Source organism: uncultured Oceanisphaera sp., assembly GCF_947495715.1.
GTDB lineage: Bacteria > Pseudomonadota > Gammaproteobacteria > Enterobacterales > Aeromonadaceae > Oceanimonas > Oceanimonas sediminis.
On sequence record NZ_CANLZU010000003.1, the window covers coordinates 70,019 to 88,918 of the forward strand.

The window sequence follows — 18,900 nt, forward strand, 5'->3', positions numbered from 1 at the left end:
TCAGGCCGCGTGGCGATTTGTGGTCAGGTGTTCCAGCCACTGGCTGCGCAGTCCCTGTTGTGTGCTGCCCAGCAGGGCAAAACCGGTCAACTCGCCGGCGGGGTTGTAGAAACCCGCCGCCAGTTCCTGGCCACTGCCTTCTACCCGCCACTCGCCTTCGCCGCTGGCCGGCATCACCGACAAGGGCAGCACCGGCGTCTTGACCAGCACCGGTGCCGGCTTGAGCACCGCCGGGGTCAGGGTGCCGAGCAGGCTGTTGACCAACGCCGGCATGGCCTGATTGACGGGCGCGATATAGGGCGCCCACTGGCCTTCGACCTCGGCACAGTCACCCAGCGCAAAAATATGGGGATCCGAGGTCTGATGGCAGATATCGACACTGATGCCCCGGCCGGTGGCCAGTCCGGCGGCCTGGGCCAGACCGGCACTGGGCCGCAGGCCCACGGCGCTCAGTACCAGATCGGTATTCAGCACCCGGCCGCTTTGCAACTGCAGAGCATAGCCTTCGCCGTCACGGTCGATGCGGCCGATGCTGTCCTGCAGCGCCCAGTCTACGCCCAGACCCGACAGCGCCTGTTGCAACGCCTCGCCGAGCGGTTGCGGGATCAGTCGCTCCATCGGCCACTGGCCCAGACCCACCACGGTCACCGCCACGCCTTGCGCCGCCAGATCGTTGGCAAACTCGCAGCCGATGAGGCCATCGCCCAGAATGGTGACGTGTTGCTTGCCCACCAGTTGCCGGCGAAAACGACGATAATCAGCCAGATCGTTGACGCTGAGCATGGCGCTCTGCTCGCCTTCCACCGGGATCACGATGGGCGAGGCACCGGTGGCCAGCACCAGACGGCCGTAGGGATAAACGCCGATATTGGTGTGCAGCTGCTTGTTGTCACGGTCGATTTTTTCGACCCGGGTATGAGGATAAACCCGCACCCCGAGTCGCTGCTCCCACGCCAGCGCAGGTTCGCTGACCAGGCTGTCGCCATCCTTGCCCAGCGCCAGGGCGTTGGAAAGGGCCGGCTTGCTGTACAGGGCGCCGTCGTCGGCAGTAAACAGGGTAATGGGCAGATGCGGTGACTGGGCACGCAACGCCGCCGCCAGCTGATAGCCGCCGTGACCGGTACCGATGATCACCACAGGCTCGAGTGCCGTTTCGGTCAGCGGGGTGCTGAGCTCGGCCACCACCGCCAGCGGAGCCGGCTCTTCGTCGGTGATCTCGAGCATCTCGAAATCGGCCTTGCCGACCAGGCAGTCGGGGCAAAGCCAGTCATCCGGCACATCTTCCCAGGCGGTACCCGGGGCGATGCCGTCGGCGGGCCAGCCTTTGGCCTCGTCGTAAATCAGTCCGCAGATGATGCATAACCACTTTTTCATCTTGTTTCTCCCCACTACCCTGTTTACTGCTAAATAACGGTTGTTACACCGCACTCCGTCAGACAGAGGTCAGGTTGCGATAAGCAGACCCTCCGCGTCAGGGACGACGCGGCGGAGCCCCCATGGATGGGTTGATGGCGTGTCTGCGTTCGTTTCTGACCTCTGGCGTGCGATGAAGATCGCTATTTATTACTTAACCCTGACTCAGACGGATGCCGATATTGCGGGTCTGGACATAGCTGTAGATGGCTTCCTGTCCCTTCTCGCGACCGAAGCCCGACAGGCCCACGCCGCCGAACGGCGTTTCGATGCCGCCGGCAAACCATTCGTTGATGAACACCTGGCCGCCGCGCAGCCGGTTGGCGATGCGCAGGGTCTGGCTCAGGCCTTCACCAAACACCCCGGCTACCAGACCGAAGTCGGTGCCGTTGGCCAAGGCCACGGCGTCGTCTTCGCTGTCGAAGGGCATGATGACCAGCACGGGGCCGAACACTTCTTCTCGCGCTATGGTCATCTCGGGGGTCGCCTCGATTACCGTCGGCGCCACAAAGTAACCAGACAGGTCCGGTGCCGCACCGCCGGCAAGAATGTTGGCGCCCTCGGCCCGGGCCTGTTCGATCATCGCCAGTACCCGCTGTTGCTGATCCTGCGACACCACCGGCGTCAGATCCGGATTGGCTTCGCCCTGCCCGATAGTCAGGCTCTCGGCCAGCGCCACCACGGCGGCTTTCACTTCTTCATAACGATCACGCTGCACCAGCAGCCGCGACATGGCCGAGCACACCTGACCGGCGTTGAAGAAGATGCCGACCTTCACGCTGGCCAGCAGGGTGTCGAGATTGACGTCACTCAATGCGATGGCGGCGGACTTGCCGCCCAGTTCCATCACCGAGGGGGTGGCGCGCTCGGCCGCATCCCTGAGGATGCGCTGACCGGTGGGCACCGAGCCGGTAAACACTATCTGGTTGGTGTCCTGATGCCTGACCAGATGACTGCCCACTTCCGAGCCCTTGCCGCACAGCAGGTTCACCGCCCCTTTCGGGAAACCGGCCTGTTCGATGGCCTGAACCAGCAGGGTCATGGCCAGCGGAGAAATCTCCGGTGACTTGATCACCACCGCATTGCCGGCGGCCAGCGCCGGCGCCAGCGAACGGGCGCAGATGGACACCGGGAAGTTCCAGGGCACGATTTGCACCGACACACCGAAGGGCACGTACTGGGTGAAATCCATGTAGTCCTTGCCGAGCGGCACCGAGATGCCTTCAATCTTGTCGGCCATGCCGGCGTAGTATTCGAAGTAACGGGCCGCTTCCAGAAACTCGTCGCGGGCGTCGTTCAGGCTCTTGCCGTTTTCACGACAGGCCACCAGGCCGCCTTGGTCGGCGATGGCACGAATGGCATCGGCGGCCTTCAGCATCCAGCTGGTGCGCTGGGCCGGACGGACGTCGCTCAGGGCGCCGCTTTCGGCACAACGGCGGGCGGCGGCCATCGCCGAATCCGCATCCTCGATACTCGCCTGGGCGATGGTGGCGTAGGGCTCACCGGTGCCCGGGTTCATCACCGTAAGCTGGCGGGACGCATCCCGCCACTGGCCGTCGATATAGTTGAGATAATGCTGCATTGATTATGCCTCCAGCGCCGCTTTGGTTTGGGTGGCCAGCCACTTCTGGAAGAAGTGGGTCGGCAGGTCCATTTCGGGAGAGAAGACGCCGCCACCGAAACCGGGGGAATGACGCCCTTTCTGCATGCCTTCTACCGCACCGATGTCTTCGCTGAACACCACACGCCAGGATTCCAGCGTGGCGGTGCGGCAGGCGGCGTATTCATCCTTCAGCGCCTCGTCACCCACGTAGTAGAGGCGCAGGTTTTCCACTGTCTTTTCCGCATGAATGGGGTCGATCATCATGGCGAAGGCGTGGTCGGCCTGAATGCCGAGCAGCACATTGGGGAACAGGGCCACATATTCGGCATGACGCAGCTTGTCGGCCGGCCAGCTCGGGAACTTGGGCAGGTGGGTACCGGCGGTATCCGACAGGTTGTAGGCCATGCTGCCCTGACCGGCGAAGCGGTCGTCAAACATGATGTTGTAGTGGTCTTCCAGCTTGGAATAGGTGTTCAGGCTGGGGTGTACCCAGGGCAGATGGTAGGCTTCGCAGTAGTTTTCTACCGTCAGCTTCCAGTTGCTCGCCACTTCAATTTCCAGATGGCCGCCCATGTTGACCCGGCGCAGCAGGCCCATGCCGTCGTTGCCCAGAAAGGCGTTCCAGCGGGTTTCCAGCGGCGCTATGTGTTCTTCAAATGAAGGCGCATCACCGGACAGATTGACGAATACCATGTCCATCCAGATGGCGGAGCGCAGCGCCTTGAGGCCGTGCTTTTCGCACTTGAAGCGGTCGTCCTTGTGCTTGGCAATGCCGCCCACGTGTGGGGTGCCCTTGAGGTTGCCGTTCAGATCGTAGGTCCAGGAATGGTAGGGGCAGCGAATCATGCCCTGCACTTCACCGGCTTCGTGCACCAGCTGCATGCCGCGGTGGCTGCACACGTTGTGGAACACCTGCACCTCGCCATCCTTGTTGCGCATCATCAGCAGGGGCAGATCCATGAAGCTGACCGGTTTGACGTAGCCGTTCTTGACCAGATCGGAGGCAAAACCGACACAGGCCCAGGTTTTGCCGATCACCTGATCCCGCTCGAAGGCGAAATATTCCTGGCTGGTGTAGGCGGTGTTCGGCATGCCGCTGGCTTCGGTGATCGGATTCAGCACGCTTTCTACCTGCCGAATTGGAATGATGGTCTGGTTGGCATTGCTCATTGTGATTTCTCCCATGGTAACGCAGTGCTCCCTGCGCTGAAGTTGGCAACGGGCACGCTGGGTGCCGATGGGGAGGATTCTCGTTAACAAGGCAGCAACAAACAAACGACTTTTTAGCCGGGTATGGATGAGCTTTTGTCATCCGAGTTCCAGTTGATTCCAACTCCTTAATAAGCCTTATACAAGCAGGGATTTTCATTACCAAAGCTCACCGATGGATGAGAAAAAATCAGTTGAGCGCGATATCACATCCCCCTAACCTTCACGCCAAGTTAACAACTGGTTAACCATTAAGCGTATTACGCAGAGGGAGGAGTTATGCGTGCTACATCCGGGATTCTGAAGGGACTGAACCCCACCGTGACCATTGCCTCCAAGGTACTGGTCATCGGGTTTGTGTTGTTCTGTGCAATTCTGGCCAATCAGGCCGGACAATATTTCGAGACCATCTCCGGTGTTTTATTACAAAACATGAAATGGTTTTATCTGGGGCTGGTGTCTCTGGTGGTCGGTTTTCTGCTGTACCTGATGGTCAGCCGTTATGGCCATATACGCCTGGGCAAGGACGATGAAAAGCCCGAGTTTCATTACCTGTCATGGATTTCGATGCTGTTTTCGGGCGGCATGGGCATCGGGCTGATTTTCTGGTCGGTGGCCGAGCCGATGTGGCATTACGCCGACAACCCCTTTACCGAGGGGCTCAGCAAAGAAGCGGCGGGCACCGCCATGAAGCTGGCGTTTTTTCACTGGGGCCTGCATCCCTGGTCGGTGTTCATCATCGTCGCGCTGGCGCTGTCTTATTTCTCCTACCGCAAGAATCTGCCCTTTACCCTGAGATCCATTCTTTACCCCCTGATTGGTGATCGCATCTATGGCCCCATCGGCCACGCGGTAGACATTCTGACCGTGGCCATTACCGCCTTCGGCATTTCCCAGACCCTGGGCATGGGTGTCATTCAGATCAATACCGGCCTGAACCTGGTGTTTGGCACCGGTATCAGCCTGGGTGTACAGCTGTTGATCATAGTGGTGCTCTGTACCTGTGCGGTGGCGTCGGTGCTGTCGGGCGTAGGCAAGGGCATTCGCCGACTGTCGGAATGGAACATGCTGCTGTCGCTGTTGCTGGTGTTGATCGTGCTGTATGTGGGTCCCACCCGCTATATTCTCAACACCCTGCTCGAAAGCACCGGCAGCTATGCCCAGAACATCGTTGGCATGAGCTTCTGGAGCGACGCCCAGAATGACTCGGGCTGGCAGAACTGGTGGACGGCCTATTACTGGCCCTGGTGGATGACCTGGGCACCCTTTGTCGGCATGTTTGTGGCCCGTATTTCAAAGGGACGCACCATTCGCGAACTGATCGGCGGCGCCCTGATCGTGCCCACCCTGATCACCTTTTTGTGGATGTCGGTGTTCGGCGGCGCCGCGCTCAAAATAGAGCAGGATACCCGTATCGCCTATGAACAGCAGGCGGTGGTGCTGGCCGAAGCCGGTGAACCGGCGCAAGCCCCCTTTGCCGGCGGCCCCATACTGGAAGCCACCAAGGCCGATACCACCAAGGCACTGTTCACCCTGTTCGAGAACCTCGATACGGGCGGCATGGGCAAGCTGCTGAGCGTGCTGGCGTGTCTGCTGCTGGGCACCTATTTCATCACCTCGGCCGACTCCGGTACCCTGGTGCTTTGCACCCTGGATGCGGCCGGGGCCAGTGAGCCACCGACCTCCATCCGGATACTGTGGGGCGTCATGATCGCCTTGATCGCCGGCGTGCTGCTCTATGCGGGTGGTCTCAAGGCCATGCAGACCGCGTCCATCATTGCCGGCTTTCCCATCGCCATCTTTATTGCGGTGATGACGCTGACCCTGTTCCACAGCATTCGCCGCGAACCCAAGCCCTGGGCCATGCTGCCGGATCACGTGCGGCCGGAAGCGGCCAAGCTGGACGGCCCGGTCAATCCGTTAACCGAGACCGTTACGGAATCACCCTCTGTTCAGCCACCGGCTGCCGGCTGGGAAGCCGAGCCCATACTCGACAAGTAACTGCTCTTGACAAAAAAGCCGGGTTCGCCCGGCTTTTTCTATTCTGCATCTCCATCTACTGGCTCAGCTCAGTCCTTTCTCGCCAACCTGCCCGGGCAACTGTTCCAGCAACCAGCTGCGAAACCGCTTCACACTGGCCGGCACCACACCACGGTTTAACGGCTCAAGCATGCAGAAAGTAGCCGGTGTGCGTAATACCGTATCCGTAGGCCTGACCAGGGCGCCGCTCTCCAGATACTCGTCCACCAGCGATCCCCAGGCCAGCGCAATGCCCTGGCCATTGATCGCCGCCTGCAGCAGCATGGGATAATTGTTGATATTGACCCGGTTGCGAGGAGTAATCGGCGGCAGGCCAACCTGTTCAAACCATTCCTGCCAGCTGACCCAGTCGCGCTGCGATTCATCCAGATAAAGCAGCGTCTTGCCAAACAGTTGCTCCGGCGTGTCGCAATCCTGAATACGGGCCTGATAGGAGGGGCTGCAGACCGGGAACACTTCCTCCGGAAACAGGGTGGTCACCTTCATCTCGGCAGGGGGCAGCCGACAGTAGAACAAGGCAATGTCGCAATCCAGACGGCGCAGATCGGTCACATTGTCGGACGCCAGAATACGCAGATCGATATCGTCATGCTGTTGCTGAAACACCGCCACCTTCGGCAGCAGCCACAGCGCCGCCATGGCACTGGTGGTCGCCACCGTGATCTGCTGTTCACCCTGCCACTTCTTGATTTCGCCGGTGGCCTGAGCCACATCGAGCAGAGCACTGTAAATGGTTTGATAATACTGCAGGCCGGTGGCGGTGAGAGAGATGTTGCGACTGGCCCGCACAAACAACTCCTTGCCGAGGTACTCTTCAAGCTGGCGGATCTGCCGACTGATGGCGCCCTGGGTCACGCTCAATTCATTGGCGGCCAGCGTAAAGCTGAGGTGGCGGGCTGCAGCCTCAAAGGCGATCAAACTGTTCAGCGGCGGCAGCGGCTTAATCTTCATACTCATTCCCGATAGATTTTAGACATCCTGTAAGGCCGCGACTTTAGCATTCGGTCACAGGTAAACAGAGTGTTGCAGTATAAAAGTTTGAGCTCGATCGCCGAGGGCCGAAAACACCAAAGCCAGCCCCGAAGGCTGGCTTTTTGTGCCCTGCATGGAGCTTGTGGCTCCCTGCCCCCGCTCTGCACCCGGTTGAGGTGTGGCGTTTGTGGTGCTTACCGGTGTGGTATCCCGGTTTGCGACAGGTGCCGAGGGTATCGGTCTGTCTGTTCCCTGAAGGTGAAACCATCTTATCTGTTACGCCGGGGCGAGTGGTTGCAAATAACAAGCTAGATTCGTCTTTTTAAGCAATAACTCACCCTTTATACTCAACATAAAGAACAGTCCCGTCGTAATGGCCCGGTTTTAACGCAAATATCTGCAAGCAAAGAGCCAGAGTGGGATACAAGGGAGGTCTGTGATGATGAGCTGCGAGCAACACGACTACATAGAGATAGCCTGTCTTTATCATTACCCGGTGAGCCTGGTTCTGGTGTCGGGCGAGCAGATGGAAGGCGTCGCCCTCGACACCGCCCGTAATGATAAGGGTGCCGAATGCCTGAAAATTCGCGCAGGCGACGAAGTGCGGCTGTTACCCCTGGAAAGCCTGACCCGTATGACCGCAGCACAGTCCAATCCGCACTTCACCACCGTTAACTTCGACTAAGAGAGTGTTGTCATACGGCACATCGATTGTGCTGACCAACACCCCCTGATGGTTAAACCAGGTTTCTGGCCGTGCCCTGAGTACAGAAGTCGCTGCTGTCGTAATACAAAAGGCCATGCTGCCGGGCCAGCGGTGCCAGGCGACGGGCAATCTGCTGCCCCATGCGCAGGCCGTTGCGGCTGGTATAGTCGGCGTCGAACTGTATTGCCGGCGGGGCCGGTAGCTCATCGGGCAAGGCCTCTTTCAGCGGCGGTGACAACACCTTGCACACCAGCTCGCTCAGCACCCGGTTAACCGCCGAGCCTACGCCATAACCGCGCCATTCGGGCAGCAGGTACAGGCTGTTCAGGGTCATTTCCAGCGCCGGAGACGGCCGCTCGGCAGGAACATCGGCGGCAAAATTCAGCACCCAGTTGCCGACCATGGTGGCCTCGTCACCGTCGTGCTCCAGCAGTGCCAGGTTGCAGCGATACGAAAGCCCATAGTCATGAATGCGGGGCGCGGTGTCGGCACGCGCGGGGCGGGTTTCTCCCCAGAACAGCGGGCGAGGAGCATACACATCTTGATGTTCGTGCAGCGCCTGATGGCGAAAATGTTCGAACAGGGGCTGGTGCTCGGGATGATGCCAGTCCATTAAATGCAGAGAAAGTCGATCCAGCCAGTCGGGATCGAGCCAGAGATAGTCGGTGAATTCACCGCGCAGCCGGGTGTAGTCCAGCAGGTGATTCAGGGTCCAGTGTCCTCGTTTGAGGTGGCTGGCCTCACGAATGAAGGTATGTTTGATCTGTTTGAACAGGGGATAGGTTTGGGCGGCAACCCGCCGGCGTTCGATCTGGGCGGTCATCAGGTAAACCACCCTTTTTCGTTGTATTCACCGGTGGCAACACACAACAGCGGCCGGGCCGCCAGACTGAAACCGCCCGCATGGGCGCAATGAAGGGACTGCATACGCTTTGCTTCCTTTTTCAACACAAAGCGCCGCATTGTAAGGCGGCGGACAGGGAAGTAAAGACGACATTTTTTGACACAAGGCAGCATGGATCATATTGAATCCTTTGTGTAATATTATCCCCGCACACGGAAGGCAAAACGATCAGACAAGATCCATTTACCTGCACTGCCAATTCGGCATGAGCATTTATATGTGATGTATTCTTGTCTCGTCATTACTTCTGGAAAGTGCATGCTTGCCTTAATTAATGTTATGCAATCACTTTCTTTGGGATAAAAACGAATGAAAATAAAATCATTGGCAATGGCAGCCGTACTCGCCTCACTCACCACCGGATGTGCCTCCGGCCTGAACTCTGTCGAAAAGCGGGAATATCGCACCTTTGAGCACAACAATGTGCTGGTGCAGGAGAAAAACCCGGCTACCGGTGCCGTTCTTGGCATCCTTCCAGGCGGCGGTTCTTTCTATGCCCGTGAACCCGGTCTCGGCGTCGTGAACCTGCTGTTCTGGCCTCTGTCCATATTGTGGGATCCTATCAGTGGCTACGAAGGCTCCAAGGAAATCAACTACTCGATCACCAAACAAAAACTGCGAAAAGACAAAGAAAAAGAAATTTCAAAGCTGGATGAACAGCTGGAGACCGGCACCATCGACAACAGCGAATATATTCTTGCCAAGCGTGAAGTAGAGAAAAAATATATCTTTGAATAAAAAGCAGGACTATTGTTCTGATTGAATGGCTCATTCATAAAATTAATGGCCGGAGCAAGCTGGGTTAATACCTGATTGCTTCGGCCATTGTTTTTTCATCTCATACAGCCTACAAAGCTCGGCGAGCAAAACAAGCACGGCTAGCCAGTAAGCAACGGCGAGGAACTATTCATCCCAGCAGGCTTCATTCTGTTCTCGATCTTTCCCCTGCCCCCAGGGGCTTTCATCTTCTGTGGCGCTGGGACACACATAACCGACACCGCTCACTCCCTTGAACATCCCTGCATGAAAATCAACCTGTTCACCAGCGCCGTCTGGCATCCGGACAGAAACACACACAAAGAATTAACATTAAATTGTAATTTAATTTACTTCCACTGGATCTCTTCAGTCCCGTTTGGTTATCAGATAAAGGAAGATCATGAAGAAACCCGTATTGTGTTTGGCTGTCGCGGCACTGTGTAGCGGCTACACACTCAGCGTCAATGCCGAAGCCACCCCCAGTCAAATCGTGTCGACACTGGAAAACAAGTTCGGCGTCTACCCGGGTGAACGCCGCAATCACACCAAGGGCATTTGCTTCAGCGGCGAGTTTCAGGCCTCGGCAGAAGCCGCCGCTCTGAGCCGCAGCCTGCTGTTCCAGGGCGATGCCATTCCCGTTATCGGCCGTTTTTCCCAGGCGGGTGGCAACCTGCATGCCCCCGACAACAAACCCAATGCCCACGGCATGGCGCTGCGCTTTACCCTGCCCGATGGTCAGCTGCACCAGATGGCCATGCTCGATATTCCCTTCTTCGATGTGGCCACGCCCGAAGGTTTCCTGCAAAAACAGCTGGCCACCACCCCGGATCCGGCTACCGGTAAACCGGACCCCGCCAGGATACAGGCGTTTACCCAGGCCTTTCCCGAAACCCAACGACTCAAGCAGGCGCTGGCGGGCCAGTCCCGCGTCCCTGCCGGCTATCACCGGCTGAGCTACAACAGCATCAACACCTTTATTCTGGAAACTGCCGACGGCAAGAGCACGCCGGTACGCTGGGCCTTTATCCCCACAGAAGACAAGCCAGCCTATCTGAATACCGAGCAGGCCGAATCGCTCGGCACCGACTATCTGCAGGACCGATTGCAGGCAACGCTCGGCTCCGGTGACATTCACTGGCGTATGGAAGTCACTCTGGCCAACAAGGATGACCAACTGACCGATCCCAGCCAGCCCTGGACCGGCCCCCATCAGGTGATCACTGCCGGCACCCTGCGACTGCAAGCTGTGGACACAGAGGCCGATGCCGACTGCCGCTCAATCAACTTCGACCCGTTGCGGCTGTCGAACGGCGTCAAGCCCTCGGACGATCCCATACTGCAGGCCCGCTCCCCCGCCTATGCGATCTCCTTTGGTAAGCGCAGCCAGGAAGCAGCACAAGATTAAAAAGCCGAAAAGCACGCTAGACACCTCACCCGCATAACCCTAATCAAAGCCCCCGGCTCCGCCAGGGGCTTTCTTCTTCCATACGGCTGGGACACAATAGCCGACACTTGTCAGGCCATTGAACATATCCGTATGAAAACCAACCTGATCACCCGCGCCGGCTGGCACAAGCTGGACGAAGAACTCAAGCATCTGTGGAAGGTAGAGCGCCCCGCCGTCACCCAGTCGGTGTCGGAAGCCGCCGCCCTCGGCGACCGCAGCGAGAACGCCGAGTACATCTACGGCAAGAAACGACTGCGTGAAATAGACCGCCGGGTGCGCTTTTTGATGAAGCGGCTGGAAGCCCTGAAAATCGTCGATTACGATCCGCGTCAGGACGGCAAGGTATTCTTCGGCGCCTGGGTGGAGCTGGAAAACGAAGACGGTGACATAGTGCGTTACCGCATCGTCGGCACCGACGAAATCGACACCAAAAACCACTACATCACCATCAATTCGCCCGTGGCCCGGGCACTGATCGGCAAGCAGGTGGACGACGAGATACAGGTACAAACCCCGTCCGGTCTGAAAGAGTGGTACATCAACAAAATCCAGTACACACCCTTTGAGTAATCGGCTTTAAAAGCTGTCGCATGTCGAACAGTAGCCAGGAGCCAATAGCAGACCCTCTGCGCCAGGGACGGCGCAGTGGAGCCCCCAGGGAGGGGGTTACGGCGTGTCTGCGTTTGGCCCTGACTGCTGTTTCTTCATCGCTCTCCTATTTTCTGTTATCGGCAGGACGCATTCTGTTTTCCTGCCCGGAGTCCGGAACCTATGACCCAAATCAATCACACCCTGGCCACCGAGCTGGCCGTATCGCAACACCAGGTAGACGCCGCCGTGCGCCTGCTGGACGAAGGCGCCACAGTGCCCTTTATTGCCCGCTACCGTAAGGAAGCAACCGGCGGCCTGGACGACACCCAACTGCGTAACCTGCACAGCCGACTCGGTTATTTGCGCGAGCTGGAAGACAGACGCGCGGTGATCCTCAACTCCATTTCCGAGCAGGGCAAGCTGAGCGACGCGCTCAAGAAAGAGCTGCTGAGCGCCGACACCAAGACCCGGCTGGAAGATCTCTACCTGCCCTACAAGCCCAAGCGCCGTACCAAGGGCCAGATGGCCATCGAGGCCGGACTGCAACCGCTGGCCGATCAATTGTTCGACGACCCGAACCAGGACCCGCAGTTGCTGGCCGCCGGTTTTATCAAGCCGGACGAAGGCGTAGCCGACGTGAAAGCCGCGCTGGACGGCGCCAAATACATACTGATGGAACGCTTTGCCGAACAGGCAGATCTGCTGGAGGCGGTGCGCCGTCACCTCAGCCAGCACGGCCAGTTGCAGGCCCGGGTCGTGGCCGGACAAGAGCAGAGCGGCGCCAAGTTCAAGGACTACTTCGAACATCAGGAGCCCATCGGCAAGGTGCCGTCGCATCGATTGCTGGCCATGCTGCGCGGCCGCAACGAAGGCGTGCTGAGCCTGAATCTGGTGGTGGAAACCGACGCCGACAGCCACCCGTGCGAGGCCATTATCGCCCGCCATCTGGGCTGGCAGAATAAAGGCCGCGCCGCCGACAGCTGGCTGGCCGGTGTAGTGAGCTGGACCTGGCGGGTCAAGCTGTCGCTGCAGATGGAAACCGAGCTGCTGGGTCAGGCCCGCGAACTGGCCGAAGCCGAGGCCATCAAGGTATTCGCCCTCAACCTGCAGGACTTGCTGATGGCCGCCCCCGCCGGTGCCCGCGTCACCATGGGGCTGGATCCGGGCATTCGTACCGGGGTCAAGGTGGTGGTGGTCGACGGCACCGGCAAGCTGCTGGCCAAGGACACCGTTTATCCGTTTGAACCCTTCAAGAAGGTGGAGCAGAGCCTGCGCACTCTGGATGAGCTGTGCCGCCGGTACAACGTCAGCCTGGTGAGCATCGGTAACGGCACCGCCTCGCGTGAAACCGAGCGGCTGGTAGAAACCCTGATCAAGCAAAGCCCGGAGCTGAAACTGCAAAAAGTAGTGGTGAGCGAAGCCGGCGCCTCGGTGTATTCCGCCTCCGAACTGGCTGCCAACGAGTTTCCGGATCTGGACGTGTCGCTGCGCGGCGCCGTCAGCATCGCCCGCCGGCTGCAGGATCCGCTGGCCGAGCTGGTGAAAATCGACCCCAAGAGCATAGGGGTGGGCCAGTATCAGCACGATGTGTCCCAGGGCCAGCTGGCCCGCAATCTGGATGCGGTGGTGGAAGACTGTGTAAACGCCGTCGGCGTGGACGTGAACATGGCCTCGGCCCCGCTGCTGACCCGGGTATCCGGCCTGACTCCGACTCTGGCGCAGAATATTGTCGCCTATCGTGACGAGCTGGGGGTATTCACCGACCGCAAGCAACTGCTCAAGGTGCCGCGCCTGGGGCCCAAGGCGTTTGAACAGTGCGCGGGCTTCCTGCGTATTCGCGACGGCAAGAACCCGCTCGATGCCTCGTCGGTCCACCCGGAAGCCTACCCGGTGGTGAAACGGATTCTGGTGGGTCTGCAGCAGCCGGTGCAAAGCCTGATCGGCAACGGCAGCCTGCTGAACACCCTGAACCCGAAAGACTACACCGACCAGCACTTTGGTCTGCCCACGGTGCAGGACATCCTGAAAGAGCTGGAAAAACCGGGCCGGGATCCGCGCCCCGAATTCAAGGCCGCCCGCTTCATGGAAGGGGTAGAGAAGCCTGCGGATCTGATCCCCGATATGGTGCTGGAAGGCGTGGTCACCAACGTCACCAACTTCGGCGCCTTCGTGGATATCGGCGTGCATCAAGACGGCCTGGTGCATATTTCTGCGCTGACCGACCGTTTCATCAAGGATCCGCGCGAAGTGGTGAAGGCCGGCGATATCGTCAAGGTCAAGGTGATGGAAGTGGATCTGCAACGCAAACGCATCGCCCTCACCATGAGACTGGAACAGAACGCCGCCGACCATGGCAGCGGCAATCAGAGCAGCCAACGGCGGGAAGAGCGCAAGCCAGCGGCTAATCGCAGTACTGCCGGTAACGGCAACAAGAGCCAGAGCAACCACCGCCCTGCCCGCAAGGAACAAGCCGCCCCGCAAGGTGCCATGGGCGCCGCCCTCGCCGCCGCCCTGCAGAAGAAAAAGTAAGGCGGTTTCATCACCGAATTCAAACGCGGGCGGCTTGCCCGCGTTTTTCATTTCGGAGCCACGGCAAGCTCGGTGGGCCTGTCTATAGTGAAGTCACTGCTCTCGGCACAAGGACATCGCCATGACTCCACTGCAAGACAGAGCTGCCGGTGCCATCATGGGTGCCTTTATCGGCGAGGCGCTGGGCGTGGGCCCGCACTGGTATTACGACCTCGATGCCCTGCACCGGGATCACGGCTCCTGGATCGACGGCTACACCAGGCCTCTGCCCGGTCGCTACCACCAGGGACTGCGGGCCGGAGACTCCTCCCAGCCCGGCTTTATTCTCAAGCTGACTCTGAGTTCACTGGTTGAATGCAACGGCTACAACCACATCGACTTCTGCCGCCGAATGGACGAAGCGCTGCTGCCGCTGCTGGACGGCAGCCCCAACGCCGGTCCCGGTGGTTACACCAGCCAGTCGATACGCGACGCCTGGCATAAAAGAGTGGAGCAGAAGCGGCCCTGGAACGAATGCGGCGGTCATGCCGACACCACGGAGGCGATAGAGCGCACCCTGGCACTGGCGGTGCGCTACGCCACGCAACCCACCCGATTGGCGGAGACCGTGGCCGCCAACACGGTACTGACCCAGAACGACGACAGCCTGGTCGCCATGACGGTGGCCTTTGCCGCCGTGCTGGGGCAACTGGTGCAGGGCCGGCCGCTGGATGCTCGACTCTCGGGCCGATTGATGCAGCTGGTTGAACGCGGCGAACTGCCCTTTCATGCGGTTACCCAACCGGGGCTGCGCCCGCCGGCGGCAGGGGCCGAACCATCCAGAGCCGGCCGCTTCGCTTCACCCGATGCCCTGCTCACCCCATCCTATATGGCGCAGGCGGCGGCCGATGCCGGAGTTCGCATCGAGCCGGCATCCAAGGTGTCGCTGGTGTACGGCATGCCCTGTGCCGCCTATCACCTGCTGCCTGCCGTCTATTATCTGGCGGCGCGCTTTGCCGGCGACTTCGAATCTGCCGTGCTGCACGCGATCAACGGTGGCGGCCAGAATCAGGCCAGAGCCATGCTCACCGGCGCCCTGGTCGGTGCACAAGTCGGGCTTTCCGGCATTCCCACACGCTTTATTGACGGGCTGACCGACGCCGTCGACCTGCTTCGGCTGGCCAGAGCGCTGACCTTGCAGTTGGAGCCGCATCGGAGTTGAACCAGAGTTGAGCCAGGGATTTTCTCTGGTTCGGATCCAGACGCGCCAAATCGAGGCCCTTGAACAGAGAGAATTGAAGCCATGATCGCAACGATTATCGTGGTCCTGATTATCCTGGGCGGTCTGTTGATGGGCTGGATACTGCATGGTCGGGCCACACGGCGCATGATGCCCATGCTGAAACGGCTGCTGCACAGCGCCAACCGCTTTATGGATGCGCTGGCCGGGGTCTTATCCCGAACGGATTGAAGAACCGATCTATTGGGTCGTTTTACAACAATGTGCAACCGCAGGACAAAGGGCCGGCTCCGTCTGCGGGCGGCTGTGAACATAAGGTCCGCCCCAGGACGCCTTATACCAATCCCAGTAATGATCTGGTCATGTTGAGGCCCCAGATCAGAGGAAACACAGCCGCCCCCCTCGACACGCCATAAACCCATCCATGGGGGCTCGGAAATGCCGTCCATGGCATTTCACGGTCGTGGGAGCCGTTCTCTGTTGCCTCTTCTGGAACACCGAGTTTCCTGTAGACGGCGCCAACAGGCGACTCAGCGGCATCAAGGAGGGCAAAGGGATCAGCTCCAGCGACCATCACATGACAAGGATGTCATGTGCTGAGCGTCACATGGATGTGCTTGCAGCGGGTCGGTGGGGCAGACCCTTTGTCCGACGTTTATACAGAAATGAAATAGATCATTTTTTTAATGTAATTGGTATTAGCGGGCAAACTGCTCCAGCAGCCAGTCTTTCAGGATCATGGCCGCCCGGCTGAGGGGCTGACGCCTGGGATGTACCAGATAGTAACTTTTATTCAGGGGCAGCCACAGCCCAAATGGCTCAATCAACTCCCCTCGCTCCAGCTCTTCCCGCACCAGCAGCTGGTTGCTCAGCACCACTCCCTGCCCACGCTTGGCCGCATCTATCGCCAGCAATGTCTGGTCGAAATACAAGGCGGGTATCCGCTTTCTCGCCTCGGGGTCTATGGTCGTAAACCGGCTCAGCCAGTCATTCCAGAAGGGATAGGGCGTGGCCACAATCAGGGTCACATTGCCGAGCTGGTCCGGATGCTGCAGTGCGGTGGCATCCCGATATGAAGGAGCACAAAACAACCGCACCGCATCGTCGAAGACTTCCTGTACATGGAGCGCCGGATCCCGCCCATCAAAATGACGAACCGCCAGATCAACCGCTTCCCGCTGAAAATCAACCGGATGGTTGGAGGCATTGATATGGACCTCGATGTCGGGATATCGGCGCATGAAATCCCCCAGGCGGGGACCCAGCCATTTGGCCGCCAGGGTTTGCGACAAGGATAACGACACCGCATCCGATGAAGGTTCCCGGCAGGCCTCGCTGGCGGCACTGATCTGTTCCAGCGCCGGTGCGATACGGCTGAAATAGCTCATGCCGCGCTCGGTCACCTGCAACTGGCGCACCAGTCGTACAAACAGCGGGTATCCCAGCCATTGTTCCAGTTTCTGCACCTGCTGCGAGACCGCGCCCGGGGTGAGGTGCAACTCCCTGGCGGCCAGCTTGAAGCTGGCATGCCGAACCGAGGCCTCGAAGGCCACCAGAGCCCGCAATGGCGGCATGGGTTTATGCATTCATTCTCTCCCGGCAAGCCGTTCCAGAAAACACGGCGTGAACCACATTGGGCACATCAGCGCCCCTCATAAAATAGATTTTCTATCTTATGAGGCAGGTTAAATCGTTTGTCGTGACAGCGCAAATCGCCACAATACAGCGATACCACACCGGAATGAAGAGATGGGGATACGACATGAAATATCTTCCTGTTCAAACAGAGCCTCACCCCATACCCGGCAAAAAACTCACACCGGAGGAGCAATAATGTCCCGACTATTTTCAACCTTAACCATAAAAGACGTCACCTTCAGAAACCGCATCGGCGTGTCTGCCATGTGCCAGTACAGCTCTGTCGATGGGGTCGCGACCGACTGGCATCTGGTGCACCTGGGCTCCCGGGCCGTGGGCGGTGCGGGTCTGATCATGTCGGAGGCCACCGCCGTCACCCCCGAGGGCCGTATCACTCCGGGCTGTGCCGGCATCTGGAATGATGAGCAAGTGGAAGCACTGATCCCCATCACCCGTTTTATCGAGCAGCACGGCGCCGTGCCCGGCATCCAGATAGCCCATGCCGGCCGCAAGGGCAGCGCCGCGCGCCCCTGGGAGGGAGGGCATCACCTGAATAACGAAGAAGGCGGTTACGACATCATGGCCCCGGGCAGCGAGCCGTTCGACAGCGACGGCGTCCGCCTCTGGAAAACACCTCGCATGATGACTCACGTCGACATAGAGCAGACCCAGGCCGCCTTCGTCGCCGCCGCTCGGCGTTCTTTGCGGGCAGGTTACAAACTGCTGGAGATCCATGCGGCCCATGGTTATTTGCTGCACAGCTTCTTTACGCCGCTGGCCAATAACCGCCAGGATGAATACGGGGGCAGCCTTGAAAACAGGGCCCGGATGCTGCTGGAAACCACGAAGAGGATCAGGGATGTGTGGCCGGAACATCTGCCGCTGGCGGTCCGGCTTTCCGCCGCCGACTGGGATGACCAGGGGTTAACCGTTCAGGACAACATTCAAATGGCGAAATGGCTCAGGGAACTGGGTGTCGATATTGTCGACTGCAGTGCGGGCGGTGCCAGCCCGGCTTCACGCAGTTCACTGGGCAGCCGCAACGCCGACCAGATAGGGCTGGCCGCCGGCATCCGGGAGGGAGCCGATATCAAGACCATGGCGGTCGGCGCCGTGACCGAAGCGGAGCAGGCGGAAAGCATCATCGCCTCTGGTCAGGCCGATCTGGTGCTGCTTGGCCGCGAGATGCTGCGTGATCCCTACTGGCCCTTCCATGCGGCCCAAACCCTGGGCGTGGACACCAAAACCATTATGCCGGTACAAAATGCGTTTTTTGTCGGCTGAAAATAGCTGAATACATAAAAAGGGGCCGTTTGCCCCATCCGGCCCACTTACTAGCGGTGATAAGACAGGTATCGGGTTGACATGGCGCCGTACCTGTAAGCACTATCACGTCGAGTGTTTAACCTGTTTCATCACAAGGAATTACGATGCCGGATTTGAAAATCGTCGCCTACGACAACGAACACCAGCCTCACATCCGCGCCATTCGCGAGGCGGTATTCATACAGGAGCAGGGCGTTCCCCCCGAGCTGGAATTCGATGGCCTGGATGCGTCGGCCATGCAGGTGCTGGTGGCGGTAGACGGTAACTATGTCGGCACCGGGCGCATGCTGGACGATGGCCATATCGGTCGCATCGCCATTCTGCAGGCCTATCGGGGCCAGGGGCTGGGCGGCCACGTCGTACAGGCGCTGGTGGATGAGGCTGCTCGCCTGAAGTATCCGCGGGTGTATCTGGGCGCCCAGACCCATGCCATCGACTTCTATGCAAAGCTGGGCTTTACGCCTTATGGCGAGGAGTTCATGGACGCGGGAATCCCGCATCTCGCCATGGAAAAATCACTGACCTGAAGATGGAGGTGCTTGAG

The 18,900-nt window shown here is 59.2% G+C and carries 16 protein-coding genes and 1 pseudogene; 10 read left to right on the forward strand and 7 right to left on the reverse strand.

All coding sequences use genetic code 11. The annotated features are described in order from the left end of the window. From Q0753_RS02740 to Q0753_RS02755, 4 genes and pseudogenes are all read right to left on the reverse strand, one after another. Entirely contained in the window at window positions 1–1,224 is a 1,224-nt protein-coding gene (locus Q0753_RS02740; RefSeq protein ID WP_298717254.1) for an FAD-dependent oxidoreductase, read from the reverse strand. Next, a pseudogene (locus Q0753_RS02745) lies at window positions 1,213–1,374 on the reverse strand (rubredoxin); the annotation flags it as partial. The gene Q0753_RS02740 and the pseudogene Q0753_RS02745, both read right to left, overlap by 12 nt. Window positions 1,375–1,567: 193 nt before the next feature. Continuing rightward, entirely contained in the window at window positions 1,568–2,995 is a 1,428-nt protein-coding gene (locus Q0753_RS02750; protein ID WP_298716883.1) for an aldehyde dehydrogenase family protein, read from the reverse strand. A gap of 3 nt (window positions 2,996–2,998) precedes the next feature. Then, window positions 2,999–4,201 (reverse strand): aromatic ring-hydroxylating dioxygenase subunit alpha, encoded by a 1,203-nt coding sequence (locus Q0753_RS02755; RefSeq protein ID WP_298716886.1) that lies wholly within the window; start codon window positions 4,199–4,201, stop codon window positions 2,999–3,001. Window positions 4,202–4,504: 303 nt separating this feature from the next. Here Q0753_RS02755 and Q0753_RS02760 point away from each other — a divergent pair, with 303 nt between their 5' ends. Beyond that, a complete protein-coding gene (locus Q0753_RS02760) occupies window positions 4,505–6,226 on the forward strand; it encodes a BCCT family transporter (RefSeq protein ID WP_298716889.1) in 1,722 nt (573 codons plus the stop codon). Between the two features lie 63 nt (window positions 6,227–6,289). Here Q0753_RS02760 and Q0753_RS02765 read toward each other — a convergent pair whose 3' ends face one another. Then, window positions 6,290–7,216, reverse strand: a complete 927-nt coding sequence (locus Q0753_RS02765; protein WP_298716892.1) for a LysR substrate-binding domain-containing protein — start codon at window positions 7,214–7,216, stop codon at window positions 6,290–6,292. Between the two features lie 460 nt (window positions 7,217–7,676). Between Q0753_RS02765 and Q0753_RS02770 the strand changes: the two genes are divergently transcribed. Continuing rightward, window positions 7,677–7,922 carry a Rho-binding antiterminator gene (locus tag Q0753_RS02770; protein WP_298716895.1) on the forward strand — a complete coding sequence of 82 codons (246 nt, stop codon included), beginning with the start codon at window positions 7,677–7,679 and terminating at the stop codon, window positions 7,920–7,922. 52 nt (window positions 7,923–7,974) lie between these two features. Here the strand turns inward: Q0753_RS02770 and Q0753_RS02775 are convergent, their stop codons facing one another. After that, entirely contained in the window at window positions 7,975–8,766 is a 792-nt protein-coding gene (locus tag Q0753_RS02775) for a hypothetical protein (protein ID WP_298716898.1), read from the reverse strand. A 390-nt stretch (window positions 8,767–9,156) separates the two neighbouring features. Here Q0753_RS02775 and Q0753_RS02780 point away from each other — a divergent pair, with 390 nt between their 5' ends. From Q0753_RS02780 to Q0753_RS02805, 6 genes are all read left to right on the forward strand, one after another. Beyond that, entirely contained in the window at window positions 9,157–9,585 is a 429-nt protein-coding gene (locus Q0753_RS02780) for a hypothetical protein (RefSeq protein ID WP_298716901.1), read from the forward strand. A gap of 421 nt (window positions 9,586–10,006) precedes the next feature. After that, window positions 10,007–11,011, forward strand: a complete 1,005-nt coding sequence (locus Q0753_RS02785) for a catalase family peroxidase (protein ID WP_298716904.1) — start codon at window positions 10,007–10,009, stop codon at window positions 11,009–11,011. Between the two features lie 132 nt (window positions 11,012–11,143). After that, window positions 11,144–11,623, forward strand: a complete 480-nt coding sequence (gene greB / locus Q0753_RS02790; RefSeq protein WP_298716906.1) for a transcription elongation factor GreB — start codon at window positions 11,144–11,146, stop codon at window positions 11,621–11,623. Window positions 11,624–11,824: 201 nt separating this feature from the next. Next, on the forward strand, window positions 11,825–14,173 hold the full coding sequence (locus tag Q0753_RS02795; RefSeq protein WP_298716909.1) for a Tex family protein: 2,349 nt from the start codon (window positions 11,825–11,827) through the stop codon (window positions 14,171–14,173). A 121-nt stretch (window positions 14,174–14,294) separates the two neighbouring features. Further along, window positions 14,295–15,374: an ADP-ribosylglycohydrolase family protein gene (locus Q0753_RS02800; protein ID WP_298716911.1), complete on the forward strand. Its 1,080-nt coding sequence runs from the start codon at window positions 14,295–14,297 to the stop codon at window positions 15,372–15,374. An 81-nt stretch (window positions 15,375–15,455) separates the two neighbouring features. Then, entirely contained in the window at window positions 15,456–15,623 is a 168-nt protein-coding gene (locus Q0753_RS02805; RefSeq protein ID WP_298716913.1) for a hypothetical protein, read from the forward strand. A 467-nt stretch (window positions 15,624–16,090) separates the two neighbouring features. Here Q0753_RS02805 and Q0753_RS02810 read toward each other — a convergent pair whose 3' ends face one another. Beyond that, entirely contained in the window at window positions 16,091–16,978 is an 888-nt protein-coding gene (locus Q0753_RS02810; protein ID WP_298716916.1) for a LysR substrate-binding domain-containing protein, read from the reverse strand. Between the two features lie 247 nt (window positions 16,979–17,225). On the opposite strand from Q0753_RS02810, the gene Q0753_RS02815 reads away from it, so the two are divergent. Next, window positions 17,226–18,314, forward strand: coding sequence for an NADH:flavin oxidoreductase/NADH oxidase (locus Q0753_RS02815; protein ID WP_298716919.1), 1,089 nt, complete (start codon window positions 17,226–17,228; stop codon window positions 18,312–18,314). Window positions 18,315–18,460: 146 nt separating this feature from the next. After that, on the forward strand, window positions 18,461–18,883 hold the full coding sequence (locus tag Q0753_RS02820) for a GNAT family N-acetyltransferase (RefSeq protein ID WP_298716924.1): 423 nt from the start codon (window positions 18,461–18,463) through the stop codon (window positions 18,881–18,883). Window positions 18,884–18,900: the final 17 nt, after the last annotated feature.